Origin of the sequence: Streptomyces sp. NWU339, assembly GCF_003143855.1 — a bacterium.
Taxonomy (GTDB): Bacteria; Actinomycetota; Actinomycetes; order Streptomycetales; family Streptomycetaceae; genus Streptomyces.
Genome location: NZ_QFRK01000061.1, coordinates 25,109 through 38,478 on the forward strand (window position 1 = coordinate 25,109; position 13,370 = coordinate 38,478).

The 13,370-nt window shown below is 68.5% G+C and carries 11 protein-coding genes and 4 pseudogenes; 7 read left to right on the plus strand and 8 right to left on the minus strand.

Translation table 11 applies throughout. From position 1 onward, the window contains the following. Window positions 1-219 precede the first annotated feature (219 nt). Together DIZ27_RS47925 and DIZ27_RS38320 are read right to left on the minus strand one after the other, a co-directional pair. Window positions 220-414 (minus strand): annotated as a pseudogene (locus DIZ27_RS47925) (GYD domain-containing protein); the annotation flags it as partial. A gap of 529 nt (window positions 415-943) precedes the next feature. Next, complete coding sequence (locus DIZ27_RS38320; protein ID WP_109382986.1) at window positions 944-1,972, minus strand: hypothetical protein; 1,029 nt, start codon at window positions 1,970-1,972, stop codon at window positions 944-946. Window positions 1,973-2,302: 330 nt separating this feature from the next. Between DIZ27_RS38320 and DIZ27_RS49010 the strand changes: the two genes are divergently transcribed. Then, on the plus strand, window positions 2,303-3,073 hold the full coding sequence (locus DIZ27_RS49010) for a transposase (protein ID WP_109382987.1): 771 nt from the start codon (window positions 2,303-2,305) through the stop codon (window positions 3,071-3,073). On the opposite strand, the gene DIZ27_RS38330 is transcribed toward DIZ27_RS49010, so the two are convergent. After that, entirely contained in the window at window positions 3,063-4,052 is a 990-nt protein-coding gene (locus DIZ27_RS38330) for an aldo/keto reductase (RefSeq protein WP_109382988.1), read from the minus strand. The two genes, DIZ27_RS49010 and DIZ27_RS38330, sit on opposite strands and share 11 nt — an antisense overlap. A gap of 270 nt (window positions 4,053-4,322) precedes the next feature. Between DIZ27_RS38330 and DIZ27_RS46215 the strand changes: the two genes are divergently transcribed. Then, window positions 4,323-4,475 (plus strand): hypothetical protein, encoded by a 153-nt coding sequence (locus DIZ27_RS46215; protein WP_181383903.1) that lies wholly within the window; start codon window positions 4,323-4,325, stop codon window positions 4,473-4,475. Between the two features lie 507 nt (window positions 4,476-4,982). Here the strand turns inward: DIZ27_RS46215 and DIZ27_RS38340 are convergent. Continuing rightward, window positions 4,983-5,357, minus strand: coding sequence for a VOC family protein (locus DIZ27_RS38340; RefSeq protein ID WP_109382996.1), 375 nt, complete (start codon window positions 5,355-5,357; stop codon window positions 4,983-4,985). Window positions 5,358-5,721: 364 nt separating this feature from the next. On the opposite strand from DIZ27_RS38340, the gene DIZ27_RS38345 reads away from it, so the two are divergent. Beyond that, complete coding sequence (locus DIZ27_RS38345; protein WP_258308750.1) at window positions 5,722-6,273, plus strand: LysE family translocator; 552 nt, start codon at window positions 5,722-5,724, stop codon at window positions 6,271-6,273. 309 nt (window positions 6,274-6,582) lie between these two features. Here DIZ27_RS38345 and DIZ27_RS38350 read toward each other — a convergent pair whose 3' ends face one another. Beyond that, window positions 6,583-7,560: a transposase gene (locus DIZ27_RS38350; RefSeq protein ID WP_258308751.1), complete on the minus strand. Its 978-nt coding sequence runs from the start codon at window positions 7,558-7,560 to the stop codon at window positions 6,583-6,585. A gap of 91 nt (window positions 7,561-7,651) precedes the next feature. On the opposite strand from DIZ27_RS38350, the gene DIZ27_RS38355 reads away from it, so the two are divergent. The 3 genes and pseudogenes from DIZ27_RS38355 (at window position 7,652) to DIZ27_RS38365 (ending at window position 9,548) form a co-directional block, all read left to right on the plus strand. Further along, the gene (locus tag DIZ27_RS38355; RefSeq protein ID WP_109382998.1) at window positions 7,652-8,143 is read left to right on the plus strand and encodes a GNAT family N-acetyltransferase; all 492 of its coding nucleotides are present in this window, start codon (window positions 7,652-7,654) and stop codon (window positions 8,141-8,143) included. A gap of 15 nt (window positions 8,144-8,158) precedes the next feature. Next, window positions 8,159-8,323, plus strand: a pseudogene (locus tag DIZ27_RS38360) (IS5/IS1182 family transposase); the annotation flags it as partial. A 472-nt stretch (window positions 8,324-8,795) separates the two neighbouring features. Further along, the gene (locus tag DIZ27_RS38365; RefSeq protein ID WP_109382999.1) at window positions 8,796-9,548 is read left to right on the plus strand and encodes an IS6 family transposase; all 753 of its coding nucleotides are present in this window, start codon (window positions 8,796-8,798) and stop codon (window positions 9,546-9,548) included. Window positions 9,549-9,852: 304 nt separating this feature from the next. On the opposite strand, the gene DIZ27_RS38370 is transcribed toward DIZ27_RS38365, so the two are convergent. Next, window positions 9,853-10,668 carry a BlaI/MecI/CopY family transcriptional regulator gene (locus tag DIZ27_RS38370; RefSeq protein ID WP_109382991.1) on the minus strand — a complete coding sequence of 272 codons (816 nt, stop codon included), beginning with the start codon at window positions 10,666-10,668 and terminating at the stop codon, window positions 9,853-9,855. 514 nt (window positions 10,669-11,182) lie between these two features. Between DIZ27_RS38370 and DIZ27_RS38375 the strand changes: the two genes are divergently transcribed. Then, window positions 11,183-12,535 (plus strand): endonuclease domain-containing protein, encoded by a 1,353-nt coding sequence (locus tag DIZ27_RS38375; protein WP_109382992.1) that lies wholly within the window; start codon window positions 11,183-11,185, stop codon window positions 12,533-12,535. Between the two features lie 284 nt (window positions 12,536-12,819). Here DIZ27_RS38375 and DIZ27_RS38380 read toward each other — a convergent pair. After that, window positions 12,820-13,014, minus strand: a pseudogene (locus DIZ27_RS38380) (transposase); the annotation flags it as partial. A gap of 131 nt (window positions 13,015-13,145) precedes the next feature. Further along, window positions 13,146-13,370, minus strand: a pseudogene (locus tag DIZ27_RS38385) (IS6 family transposase); the annotation flags it as partial.

Genomic DNA, 13,370 nt, shown 5'->3' on the forward strand with positions numbered 1-13,370 from the left:
GGCCGTACTGAAATCCGAGATCGGCACGGCAGTCCGGGCAGTCAGGACGCAGGCCCCCACAGGATGCACTTCGGTGGGTCGCGGACATTGCCACCGGAAGCGGCTCCGCTCGACCGCCGGCCATCTCACGCCGCACCAGGCGTGGGTCCGCTGTCACCAACGACTGGGCTTCGCGGCATAAAACGGAAGTGTCAGTGCCTGAGGGATCGCTTCAGTCCCTCAACCGGTGGCTTTGGCGATGATGCGGTCCATTTCTTCCCGGCCGAAGGCTCGCAGGGGCGTGCTACGGACGTTGCCCACCCTGCCGACCTGCAGGAGCGTTGCGGTCGCGGTCTCGTCGTCGGGTGCCTCCACCAGGACCTTCACCCCGAGCTCCTGTGCCGCTGCGGCGAAGGCCTCAGCGCGTTGCGGGGTGCATCAGAACGAGTGATACGCACTGTCACCCGCTCGAACTCCTCGAGCGGTGGGCAGCCGTCAACACGGATGGACGCGGCAACGGCAAGGGACGCGGAGCCCGCCCGCGAGCTGACGAGGGCAGTGAATGCCGAGCGCCTGAAGGTCTTGATGCGCACTTCTCGCTTTCTCGTGGTCGCGTCTCGGCTGCTGCCTATTCGGCACGGTCCCTTCAACGGGTGTTCTTGTGGTCCAGGCCGTTCTGCCCGCGGTCCGGTTGGCAGACGAATCGGGTTGCGAGGCGGTAGGTGACGGTGACGTTGTCGTACTGCCGGCCGGGGACAACCCTGTCGGGAAGGTTGATCCGGTCGCTGTGGGACGTTGATTCACGTTCGCCCGCGCCGGGGAAGCTGACGGCTGTCCGTGGTTCTTCCGTGAAGCAGAGGCGTTCGGATCGGACCGTCGCCTGGAAGGAGATGTCCGGTTCCGAGTCCTGGCCTCCGACGGTGGTGGGCCGACCGGCGTCTTGTGGCTTGGGGGTATCAGTCGTTCAGGGTGGCTCGTCCCGCTTCTGGGCGGTGCGGCGGGTGGGCCGAGGTGGTTCCTTCCCGTCCTCGCCGCGGGCCCGGCGCGGGCGGGTTCCGCTCTTGCTCCGGGCGATTCGGTCCCGGTCTTTGTCGGCGGGCCTGTGTGACGTGCTCGATTCGGCCGGCCTCGTCCGGCGTGCGGTGTCGCCTGCCGCCTCGGTGACGTCCTCGACGGCCTTCTGCGCGGTGCCGCCCGCGGCCTCGGCCACGCCCCCGGTGGTGTCGCCGACATCGCCGACGGCCTGGCGCGCCCCGGAACCGACGTCCTCCACCGCTCGCCCGGCGCCGCCACCGATGTCCTGCACGGCCCTCCCGGCGCCGTGCCCCACGTCGTCGACCGCACTGCCGGCGCCGCGTCCCACGTCCTGTACGGCGGATCCGGCGCCCTGGCCGACGTCCTCGACGGCCCTTCCCGCACCCGTGCCCAGCTCACCAACGGCTTGGCGGGCGCCGCCACCGACGTCCTGTACGGCGGAACCGACCCCGCGTGCCAACTCCTGGACGATCTCCGGGTTGCGATCGAGCGTGGTCAGCACCCGGTTGACAATCGTCACGACGTTGTCGAGACGCACCTTGAGTTGGGCTTGCGCCTCCACACCCGAGATGCCCAGGTGCACCCGGCCGAGCGCGACGTCGGCGCCCACGTTCAACTTCAACAGGTCCAGCACCTCGGCCTGCAGTGAGACATGCGCCCGCAGATCCTCCACGTCCAAGTCGATCTGGTCGACCTTCAGTGCAGGAACGTCGAGGAAGACGTCAGGAACCGCGTCGGCCGCCGCGTGCCTGTCGGCCGACTCATCGCCAAGAGCGTCGGTGTCTTCGTGGACTGTGGCCGCCTCGTCCTCGTTGCAGGGCCCCGGCTCCTCGTCCTCGTCCTCGTACGGCTCCGGCTCCGGCTCGGCGGACCTGTTGACGTCCTCGGCATCGGGTTCGTCGTCGTCCAGGTCGCGCTCCTCGACGGGGCCCTCGTCGTGCTCGGCGTTGTCGTGCATGGGTCCGCCTCCGTGAGCTCGCCGGGCATTTCGCGCCTTTTGAGACAGTATGGCGCACAGGTGTATGGCGCGGTGCTGTCGGCCCCGGTGGAGCCGGAGGTCGGCCGGGCAACGCACGGAAGGTGCCAGGAGGTCGCCCGCGCGCGAACGGGGCCAAACGGGTGACGATCGTCGTGGCCGGTTCCCGCTGTTGTTCCGGGCTGCGTGACGTGGTCGGCCTGTACGTGAACCCGCCGACGGCCGCAGCGGTGTTCTGTTTCGACGAGAAAACCCAGGTCCAGGCTCTGGACCGCATTCAGCCGTCCCTGCCGATGGTGCCGGGGCGGGACGATGACCCACCACTACAAGAGAAACGGCACCCTGGACCTGTTCGCCGCGCTGAACGTGGGCTCCGGGGAGGTGTTGCATGACACCCGCCGCTCCCACACCGGTCGTGACGTGCCGGGGTTCTCCCGCCGGGTCGACATGCACGTCGCCCCCGACCTGGGGCTGCACGTCATCTTGGACAACCTGTCGGCCCACAAGAAACGCCGCTGGCACCTGCACTCCACCCCGACCAGCTCGTCATGGCTCAACCTCCTCGAACGCTGGTCCTCCGTGCTCAGCCGCAAAGCCTTGACCAACACCAGCTTCACCTCCGTCGCGAACTCGAAACCCGGATCGCCTGCTGGGCCTCCCACGGGAACGACAACCCCGAACCCTTCGTCTGGACCAAACCCGCCGACGAGATCCTCGACAAAGTCGCCCGCGGACGAGCCACCCTCGACGGGATCGCCAAATCCGCGACACACCGATGGCTCCGGCTTGCGCAGCGCGGACAGCTGCACCTCCCTCGGCAGCAGCAGCCGGGCCTCCTGGCGGCCGCGAGCGGTGCGTACCCACGGGGTGCGGGAGTCGGCCGGCTTCGTCTCGACGCGGACCAGGCCGCAGTTCTTGAGGACGTTGAACGTGCCGCGGGGTACCGCTCGTGCTGGTCGCCGTGGCGCGGCATCCGCCACAGCTGATCGGCGGTCGCCCGCTGGAAGAGCCCCAGCGCCTGATGCCCCGCAGACGCCGACGTCAGGGCCTGGCAGCTGCTGCCGCGCCCCGGCTAGCGATTGACGGTTCGCATCCCTGCCTCGTCATATCGTTCACCCGCCACCTCGGGCAGCTCCGAGTGGATGCGGGTCAGGTCGTCCTCGGTCAGCGCGATGCCGACCGCGGCGGCGTTCTGTTCCAGGTAGGTGCGGCGCTTGGTGCCCGGGATCGGCACCAGGTGTTCGCCCTGGGCCAGCACCCAGGCGATGGCCAGCTGGGCCGGTGTCACGTCCTTCTCGGCGGCGATCTCCTTCACCTTTGCCGCCAGCCGCAGGTTCGCCTCCAGGTTGGTGTCCTTGAAGCGCGGGTTCTCGCGGCGCCAGTCGTTCGCGTCCAGCTCGTCCGGCGAGGTGAACCGCCCGGCGAGGAAACCGCGGCCGAGCGGCGAGTACGGCACGAAGCCGATGCCCAGCTCCCGGCAGGCGGGCAGTACCTCGGCCTCCACGTCCCGTGACCACAACGAGTACTCGCTCTGCACCGCGGTGATCGGGTGCACGGCGTGAGCGCGCCGGATGGTCTCCGCGCTCGCCTCGCTCAGGCCGATGTACCGCACCTTGCCCTCGGCGACCAGCTCGCCCAGCGCACCGACCGTCTCCTCGATGGGTACGTTCGGGTCGACCCGGTGCTGGTAGTACAGGTCGATGTGGTCGGTCCCCAGACGCTGCAGGGAGCCGTGGACCGAGCTCCGGACGTGCTCGGCCGAGCCGTCCTGAGGGCCGACCGTGCTCATGTCTCCGGGTACGGCGTTGTCCATCCGGTAGTTGAACTTCGTCGCGATCACGTACTCGTCGCGATGCCCCCCGATCGCCTCGCCGACGAGTGACTCATTGGTGAGCGGCCCGTACATCTGCGCGGTGTCGAGAAAGTTCACCCCGAGATCGAGGGCGCGCCGGATGGTCGCGATCGCCTCCTCCTGATCGGTGGATCCGTAGAAGGCGGACATGCCCATGCACCCCAGGCCGATGGCCGATACCTGAAGGTCCCGCAGACTGCGCTTCTGCATGCCGTGTCCCAGCCTTTCCCTGCACACTCGTTCATCGGTCGGACGGCACGAAGCCCCTCATCCATTTAGCGACGGATTCCACCACCCGGCATCCCGTGAGAGGCACCGGGCGACATGGGCTTCGTGCGCCGTGGTGCCTGCGACGCTACGACCTGGAGCGCACTTCAGCGCAAGTCAACCGTTCAGGCGGGCCTGCTGAGCCTGCCGAAGATCGGAGAGGTCCGGGCCAGATGGTCCCGCACCCTGCCGTGCAGGCCGTCCAGTGTCACCGTGATCAAGGACCCGGCCGGCCGGTACTTCCCCTCCTTCCTCATCGACACCGACCCGGAAGAGGACCGGGCCCGGCTCGGCGAGCCGGACCTCGACAGCGCCGTGGGTATCGACCTCGGCCTGACCCTCCCCCAAGCTCTCGGCTTCGCTTGAGCAGGGAGGACCCCCATCCAGCTCTCCACCCGGCTGCTCCGTGAGAACCAAACGGTCGCGGTGAAGGACCTGGCGGTGACAGCCTGTCGAGCGCGGGTCGGACCGAACTCCGGTCCGGCACCGCGCGACCCCGAGGAGCAAGTCAACAACTGCCCTCGGCCGAACGTCTTGCCGAGCTTGATGACGAGTACGACATCGTCGAGTACGGGGGTAGGACGTTGGCCCAGCTCGATGCCGAGGTCATGGCCGAAGTCCAGCGCCTGGCGCGTAACCGGCCCGTCCACAACTAGCTTTCGTAGCGATCGAGCTCTGAGCAAGCGGTGGCAGCAGAAGCAAGGAGCTGAACCGTTCGGTTCATGCTCGCTGCGGTTCGGCGGGCCTCTACGATCCTGTGCGTGTGGAAAGTCCTCATCTGGGCTGCGCCTGGCTGACCGAACGCGGGGCCGAAGACCCCGCTCGGCGGCTGATCCTGATGTCACCTCAGTGGCTGTGGTGGGCCCGGTGGACTCAGTGGAGGCAGAGGCAGAACGGATGGCCGGCCGGGTCCGCATAGACCCGCCAGTTGGCCTCCGGGCGGAGCTGGTCCGTCCGCTCCAGCACGGTCGCGCCGAGGGTGAGCGCCCGCTGCTCCTCCCCGTCGAGGTCGTCCACGTCGAAGTCCAGGTGGAGCTGCTGCGGGTGCTGCTGGCCGGGCCATTCGGGCGGCCGGTAGCCGTCCACCCGCTGGCAGGCCAGCGGCGTCCCCTCGAACCCGTGCACCTCGACCCAGTCGGGATTCTCCGGGTCCGCGACCACCCGGCCGCCGAGCAGCTCCGCGTAGAACTCCGCGAGCCGTACCGGATCGGCGCAGTCCAGCGCGACCGCCTGCAGCTTTCGAATCACTTCCGGCACCCCTCGTTCCTCGGCCGCTTCCGTGGCTCCCCCGTACGGGAGAGGGCGTACCCGCCGCTGCGGCGGACATGCGCAGCGGACGCCGGTCCGCCGCCGGGCGAGTGGTGCTCGGTCTTCGCTGACACGGACTCGCATCCATCAAGGTTCGCTGGCACACGCTCAAGGAATCAGTGGCACATGACCTCCCGCAGCGAAGGTTGAGCGATGTCAGCGAAGTTTGAGTGACCTGGGGCATGCCTGATGGTCTAGTTGTTCTTCCCCGACATGTTGTGAGCGGTAAGCGGTGGACGTCCGGTCACATCGTGATGTCTGTTATCCGCCAGCACGAGCGAGGGTTGTTCCGAAAACTCGGTACGTGAACATCTCGACCCATCTGGCACCGGTCATGAGCGCGGACATGCTGATCGCGCTCCTGATCTTCTTGTTCCCGCTCGCGTACAGCCCGGGCCCCGGAAACGCGTTCTTCGCGGCGATCGGTGCATCGAAGGGGCTGCGTGCCGCTACGCCTGCACTCGCCGGATACCACGTCACGACCCTCGTTGTGACCGCGGCGATCGGGATCGGGATGGGTGTCACCATCCTTGAGCATCCCTTGCTCGCGAAGCTGCTCGGCGCGGCCGGGAGCCTCTACGTGCTGTGGCTGGCGGTGACGTTCATTCGTGCCGCTCGGGCGGAGGGAGAAGACGCGGCGGATGCCGCACCGGCCAGAAAGCAGCGGATCGGGTTCTGGGCCGGCGCGATCGTCCTGCTGCTGAATCCCAAGGCGTACTACATCATCGCAGTGATGTTCACGCAGTTCCTCACGCCGTCCACCAATGACGACATCGCCACGGTGCTGGTTGCGACGTCTCAGTGCGGTGTCATCGAAACTTCTCGTTCCGATGTCATGCATTTCTGCTGGTCATAGCTGCAAAGAGGTGACATCTCCTGAGAACTCTGGATGACATTGAGTGAGAATCTCCAGCGCATTGAAATGAGACGGCCATAGTGATGTGCTTCTGAACTGGGGATTTTCCTTCGCCTCTGCGGTAGGGAGCGCTGGGATGGCGGCTCAAGGTGGGGCGCTGAGTCAACGACGAGTGCACCTGCAGCCCGGAGTCGAGCAGTCCTGCGCGCAGGGCGGCGCACGATCAGTTATCCCGGCCCCGAACCCTTACGACCTTGGGGAAGATTGAGGTCGGGTCGTGTTGGTCTGGCGGTTCGGCTGGTGGGTGATTCAGCAGGCCGTCGCGCGAACGGGCACGAGTTCGGTGCTCGTGAGGCGACGGGTCGTGCGTCGGGCCGCGCGGTCGGAGACCAGGCCAACGATGGCGAGGTGGGTCTGCTCGTAGTCCTCGCGGCGTCCGGTGTAGCGCTGAAGCGGATGCCACTGCTTGTACTCGGCGTTGGTGTGTTCGACCACGATGCGGGCCGATGACTGCCGCCTGCGCGCCTCGCGCCAGGCGCGCTTGTCGCCGTCGGGAGCGTCCTGGGCCGGCTTCTTCGGCGGGGCGCTGACCTGGGACGGGAACTCCTTGGCCAGACCCTGGGAGCCAGAGTCGACCTCGGCGTGCACATCGGGGTGGAGACGGAACTGTTCGGCGATGCCCTCGGTACGCACAGCGGTCTGGTCGTGCATGCGGCCCGGGCGGACGACGCCGGAGAACAGGGTGCGGCCCTGGTGGTCGCTGAGTGTGGTGGTCTTGATCGTGTTCTGCTTCTTCTTGCCCGAGACGAAGGCTTTGCGCCCGGGGCGGCCCGCGCGCGGGCGTCGGACCTGGACTTCCGTGCCGTCGAGCCGGATGTCGACGCCTTCGGCATCTGCGTAGGCGAACAGGTCGTCCAGGGTGCGGATGCACAGACCAGGGCGGTTGGGGATGGCGAAGCCCCGCGCGGCGAGCAAGGGTCTGACCTCGCGGATCGCGGCGGAGACGGTGGAGCGGTCCACCCCGTACAACTCGGCCAGGGCGGCATGTGGCAGCCCGAGCCGCAGGTGGACCAGGGTGGCCGCGAGCCGGTCGGTGAACACCAGGCGCGGCTTGCGTCCGGCACCCTCGGCCCGCTTGCGGGGCCCGCCCCTCATCACGTGCAGGGCCGACGCGCGGGCCGCCGCCCAGGGCGGGGCGAGTTCTTCGAGTAACTCCCCGAAATGTGCGCGGGAGACCCCGGACAGGGCAGGATGGGTACAGGCCGTACGGGACCAGGTCAGCTTCACAACTCGCCCAACCCGTAAAGCCCTTCCCGTGTCACGGCCGACTCACTCCCGTCCTTCACCCAAGGTCGTTAGGGTCGGGCCCATGGCTTCCATGGATGTCTCCCTGCGTCCCGTGCACCCCAGCGATCTGCCTGTGTTCTTCCGGCACATGAGCGACCCCGAGTCGAATCGGATGGCCGCCTTCACCGCCGAGGACCCGACGGACCGGGCCCACTTCGACGCGCATTGGAAGCGCATCCTCGCCTCGCCCGACGTCGTCACCCGCACCGTACTCGCGGACGGCGATGTGGTCGGGCACGCGGCCGTGTACGGCGAGCCGGGCGAGCGGGAGGTCACGTATTTCATCGATCGCTACTACTGGGGGCGAGGCATCGCGACCGCGGCGCTGCGGGGGCTGCTCGCCGAGGTCCCCGAACGCCCGCTGCTCGCCCGGGCGGCGGCGGACAACACCGGATCGGTGCGGGTCCTGGAGAAGTGCGGCTTCAAGGTCGTCGGTGAGGACCGGGGCTTCGCGAACGCGCGGGGAGCGGAGATCGACGAGCTGGTGTTGCGGTTGGACGGATATTTTTCCCCACCCCGTTAGAGCTCGCGCAGTTAGGCGCGGCAGAACGCCTTCCACCGGCTCGCGCGCTGCTACGAACGCCGCATCAACGTCAGCAACGCCTTCTTCGACCTCGCCGACACCGTCATCACCGTGCGTAGCCTCATCTGCCGCGCCTGGAGCACCCACCGCTGGGACAACCGACCCGCCCACCGGCCATGACCGCGCGCCTATCTGCGCGAGCTCTTAACCTCGATGTTTCGTGACGGTCCGCCGACGGAGTCGGCGGACCGTTTCGTGTGCTGGGCTGAGGGTGGACAGGCCGGTGGCCCGAGTGTCGCCTCGGGTGGTCGCCGGGTTCCACTACTCCGACAGACCCCCACGCGTGTGAGGAGCACGGCAACGTGCGCACCGACCCGGCCCTGGTGCCGGAAAGACCCCCACGCGCGTGGGGAGCACAGGGCGGCCTCGTATGCGCACGGGTCCGGTTTGGAAAGACCCCCACGCGTGTGGGGAGCACCCTCGTTCAGCTGCAGTTTTGAAGATCAGCAGGCCGATTTCTGCTCAGTATAGCCGAGTTGGCGGTGCTGACGGCGCTGTGTTCTATGGCTTCGAGTGAGTGAGAGGCTCAAGCGCAGTGTGGTGAGTTGCCCTACCGGCGTTGTCAGGTTGAGTGGTGGCCTTCTCGGGCGGCATGATCATCCGTCTTGCCGAATCGCTGGAGGGACTGTCCGTGGTGACGCCGTCGTACCGGGGTTTCCGCTTCCCTCCGGAGGTCATCTCCCACTGCGTGTGGCTGTACCACCGCTTCAACCTGAGCCTGCGCGACATCGAGGAGCTGATGCTCGAGCGCGGCATCGAGGTCAGCCACGAGACAGTCCACCAGTGGACGCGCCGGTTCGGTCCGGCTTATGCCGCTGCGCTACGTCGGCGCCGTCCGGGGCCTGGTGACAAGTGGCACCTGGACGAGGTGTTCGTCAAGATCAACGGCGTGCAGCGGCACCTGTGGCGGGCCGTGGACCAGGACGGCACCGTCCTGGACATCCTGCTGCAGAACCGGCGGGACGAGGCCGCGGCCAGGCGTTTCTTCCGGAAGCTGATGAAGAAGACCCGGTCGGTGCCCCGGGTGATCGTCACCGACAGGCTCCGCTCCTACGGCGCCGCCCACCGCACGGTGATGCCGACGGTCGAACACCGCTCACACAAGGGCCTGAACAACCGGGCCGAGAACTCCCCCCAGCCGACGAGGCAACGCGAGCGCGCGATGAAAGGCTTCCGATCGGTGGGCGGAGCCCAGCGGTTCCTGGCCGCGTTCCGCGGCATCTCATCCCATTTCCGACCCCGCCGTCACCTCCTCGCCGCCCCGAACTACCGCGCCGAGATGATCCTCCGCTTCGTGATCTGGGACCAGATCACCGGCGTCGCCGGCCTGCCCGCCATAGCCTGAGCCGCTGTCACCACCGAAGCCGAAACGCGCCGAACCGGCTCACACCCTCGAGCACTCGCTCAACCTGACAACACCCTTTTCGGCGTTGAACCACTTCACGGTGCCGCTGGCCATGCTGCTCGTCCTTCGATATCGCCGAGAGGTCCCGGCTGGTCTGTGGGCAGGGCCGTCCGTAGCCGGAAGGCACCCGGCGTCCGTTCTACCCCGTCGGCGCACGGTTATCCGACTTCTTTGCCGGTCGCAGCGTGCCGGGTGCCGGCGCCCGGCACGGTGCAACGCGCGAAGACGGGCGGCACGGCCCCAACTAGGCCTGCGCCGGCACCTTCGCGGTCTCCGCGGCGCTGGCCGTCTCGGCGGCCGGGAACGCTTCTGCGGCTGCGTCGTCCGCGGCGGGCACGGACTCGGTCACGGCGGTGTACAGCACGGTGTGCTTCTGCTTGGTCCGCTCGACGCGGCTCTTGGCGACCAGCCGTTCCAGGGTGTTGCGCACGGTGTTGATGTCCCGGGCCCGCTCGGGGTACTCCCGCTCCAGGCCACCGGCGACCTCGCCCGCGGTGCGCGGCTGCCCGGCGTGCTTGCCGAGCACGGTCAGCAGCAGCTCACCCAGGGCCGGTTCACCGGCCTTGGCCGCCGTTGTCTTCTTCGCCGCCGGTGCCTGCTTCGCCGTCTTCTTCGCGGCAGGAGCCTGCTTCGCCGCTGCCTTCTTCGCCCCCGGCTTTTTCGCCGTGGTCTCCTTCGCGGCCGTCTTCTTGGCCGTGGTCTTCTTCGCGGCCGTCTTGGCCGGCTGGTCCTGCCGCTGCTTCGGCACGGCCGCGGAAGCCTCAACATCGGTCGCTTCGGACGGCTCGGCTGACTCGGCCGCTTCGGCCGGCTCGGTGGGCCCGGACGTGTTGTCCTGCGGCGGTGCCGACTCGACCTCGGACGCCTGAGCGCCGGCGTCGGCCGGGGCGGACACCGTCTCCAGTGCCTTGATCAGCCAGGCTTCGTCCGCCTCGAGCTGCTCAAGACGCTTACGCAGACGGGCCTGTTCCTCCCGGTTGTCCGCGAGGTGGTCGGTGAACTGGGCCGCGTACTGGCTCTGCAGGCTCTGGGTGGTGGGCTCTTCCGGCTCGGTGGCCACGCGGCACGCTCCTTCATACGGGGGTTGTCACTGCCGGATGCTACTCACCCAAACGGTGCTATCGCCGCTGTCCTGGGCAAACACCACCCTTACGAACAGCCGCACACGGCCTGCCGCACCTCCCGGCACAGGCCCGCCGGAAGGGACACCGGACGCGAAACCACCTCACCGTCTCCCGCTCCACGGTCCGCCCGGATCCGACCCGCACGGACGCCCTGCCCGCGAAGACGGCACTGCCGTGACCGCCGGTACGCGCCGTTTCGTGCCGCCGCGACGCACAGGCTGAGGTGGGAAAGAGCTTGAGACCGGAGTGGTCGTGATGCGTGAGGCGTACGACGGGTACCAGGCAGCGGGCCGGCTGAAGGCGTCGGCTGCGGCCTGGCGGTGGGTGGCGGCCTCGAACCTGGCCCCGGCTGCCCATGCCAGAGTGGGTCTATGGGCGCGCGGTCGTCGAGGCCACAGATGCGGAGGCGATGCGGGCGGCGCTGCGGAGACCGGCCGTTAGCCTGTCGGTATGTCAGAGCGTGTCATCCCGGGCCGTACGGGCGGCCTGATCACTCTGGGCGCCGCGGACGCGCTGTGGGCCGGCTTGACGGCCCACAGCGCTGTGCCGACGGCTTCTGCCGCGTTCACCTGCTCTCCTGCCGATGCCCCGGCGGGCTACGTCCTGCTCGGCGGCCGTGTGGTGGCGACGGTGAAGGCAGGCGGCGGCCAGTGGAGTGTTCCGGAGACCGAGGTGCGCCGGGCGGCAGCGGAACTGAACGCGGTGGAGGTGGACCGCCAGGACCTGGTCCGCATCGGTCCGTTCCGTGGCGGGTCGAAGCAGGAGCACAACGAGAACACGCTGCTGCGATGGCGCCGGCGCATCGCCCGGGAACTGCAGGAACTGGACGAGCCCGAGCGGGCAGCACGATGTGATGGCGGCCGGCCGTACCATCTGGCGGGGATCGACTGGCGGCGGATACTCGTGGAGACAACCCGCGGCCGGACGGCGCGGACCTGGTGGCTGCCGCGCGCCGTGGTCAGGCTGCTGGATGCGGCCGAGCACACCGAAACGCGGTGGCTGAAAGCCGCGCGGACCTGTCAGGCAAGCGCAACCGTCACCGAGTCGCCCTCCCACCACGGGCAGGCCAGAGCCGCCGACGGCCCGCAGACGACGAGCCCCGACTGCCCGATCACCCCACTGCGCCCGTACAACGAGGAACTGAAAGGCCACTTGTACTCGGTACTCAGCAGGAAACCCAGCACCTCCCGCAAGGTGGCCGGGTGGACGTGCGCCATCTGCCGCACCGCACCCGCCGCCGTACTCGACCACTGCCACGAACACGGCTACGTCCGCGCCCCCGTCTGCCGCTCCTGCAACACACAAGAACGACCCGACCACCTCTACAGCAACGACATCCGCGTGGCCAACCACTACACACGCCTCTTCCACACCCACACCGCCGACTGGCTCCGCCACTGGCACCGCTGCCCCGGCTGCCGCACCCGCACCACCCTGCCACTGCCCCACCTCGCCGCATGGACCGCCCACATAGCCTGCCGATCACTGCGCCCGACCCACCGCGACCCCCACGGCTCCCGCGGGCGCAAACCCTGCGGTGCGCTGCGCGTGTCCTGGACCGGCAGCCACCATGGGCCCGGTTCCTGCTTGCTCACTGTCTCCGTCGACCTGTGCCCCTCCGGCGAGCACCGTGTCCTGGCGCGAGTTCCCTACCGCGAAGCCGCCGAGCGGTTTCGCACCTGGCTGGCCGAGACCGCCCCTGCCGTGGCCGCCGCGGCCGGACCCGACCGCCTGGACGGCCTCCCCGCCCGGTTCCGGCCGGTCATCGCGGACACCAGCGGTGAGGGCCTGGCGCTGTTCTGAGTGAACAGCGAGAGACCCGGCACCAACGTCGACCGGATGATGACGAGGGCCATGATGACAAAGCCGAGGGTCAGGGCTGTCAGACGCCGACGCAGAGCGGCGTGACGGCGGCTGTGTTCGGCTCGGAGGTGGTGTGCGCCGGTGGTGGTGTGGTGGAGCGTCTGCCGCTGGTGAGCGGTACTTCCTGGTGTAGCGACGCGCGCTCTCGGCTCCTTCGGTGTCAACGGCTATCTTGTTCGGCTCTGAGCCACTTCTTGTGGCCCGCTCGCAGAGCGTGACGAGGCTCAGTCCACGAGGAGGATTTGGCGGCGGGGAAGGTCGAAGCCGGCCTGGCCGTACCCGTCCCTCTTGATCCGCTTCACTCTGTTCACGTTGCCCTCGGCCTTGCCCGAGCTCCACTCCAAGGTGAGTCCAGCGGTGACCGCGTCGAAGTCCTGCCGCAGGCCGCGGGCCAGGCTGCACAACGGCTTGAGCCCCGTGCTTTCCGCGCTGGTGAGTCAGCCGTCGAGGTCGTCGCCGCGGCGCTCGTTCATCAGGTGTTGTCAGGTTGAGCGAGTGCTCGAGGGTGTGAGCCGGTTCGGCGCGTTTCGGCTTCGGTGGTGACAGCGGCTCAGGCTATGGCGGGCAGGCCGGCGACGCCGGTGATCTGGTCCCAGATCACGAAGCGGAGGATCATCTCGGCGCGGTAGTTCGGGGCGGCGAGGAGGTGACGGCGGGGTCGGAAATGGGATGAGATGCCGCGGAACGCGGCCAGGAACCGCTGGGCTCCGCCCACCGATCGGAAGCCTTTCATCGCGCGCTCGCGTTGCCTCGTCGGCTGGGGGGAGTTCTCGGC

What these genes read in the sequence shown, in the direction of transcription:
- DIZ27_RS38375 (WP_109382992.1), top strand. Translation starts at nt 11,183, where the DNA reads ATGTCAGAGCGTGTCATCCCGGGCCGTACGGGCGGCCTGATCACTCTG.
- DIZ27_RS38320 (WP_109382986.1), bottom strand. Translation starts at nt 1,972, where the DNA reads ATGCACGACAACGCCGAGCACGACGAGGGCCCCGTCGAGGAGCGCGAC.
- DIZ27_RS38365 (WP_109382999.1), top strand. Translation starts at nt 8,796, where the DNA reads ATGATCATCCGTCTTGCCGAATCGCTGGAGGGACTGTCCGTGGTGACG.
- DIZ27_RS49010 (WP_109382987.1), top strand. Translation starts at nt 2,303, where the DNA reads ATGACCCACCACTACAAGAGAAACGGCACCCTGGACCTGTTCGCCGCG.
- DIZ27_RS38355 (WP_109382998.1), top strand. Translation starts at nt 7,652, where the DNA reads ATGGATGTCTCCCTGCGTCCCGTGCACCCCAGCGATCTGCCTGTGTTC.
- DIZ27_RS38330 (WP_109382988.1), bottom strand. Translation starts at nt 4,052, where the DNA reads ATGCAGAAGCGCAGTCTGCGGGACCTTCAGGTATCGGCCATCGGCCTG.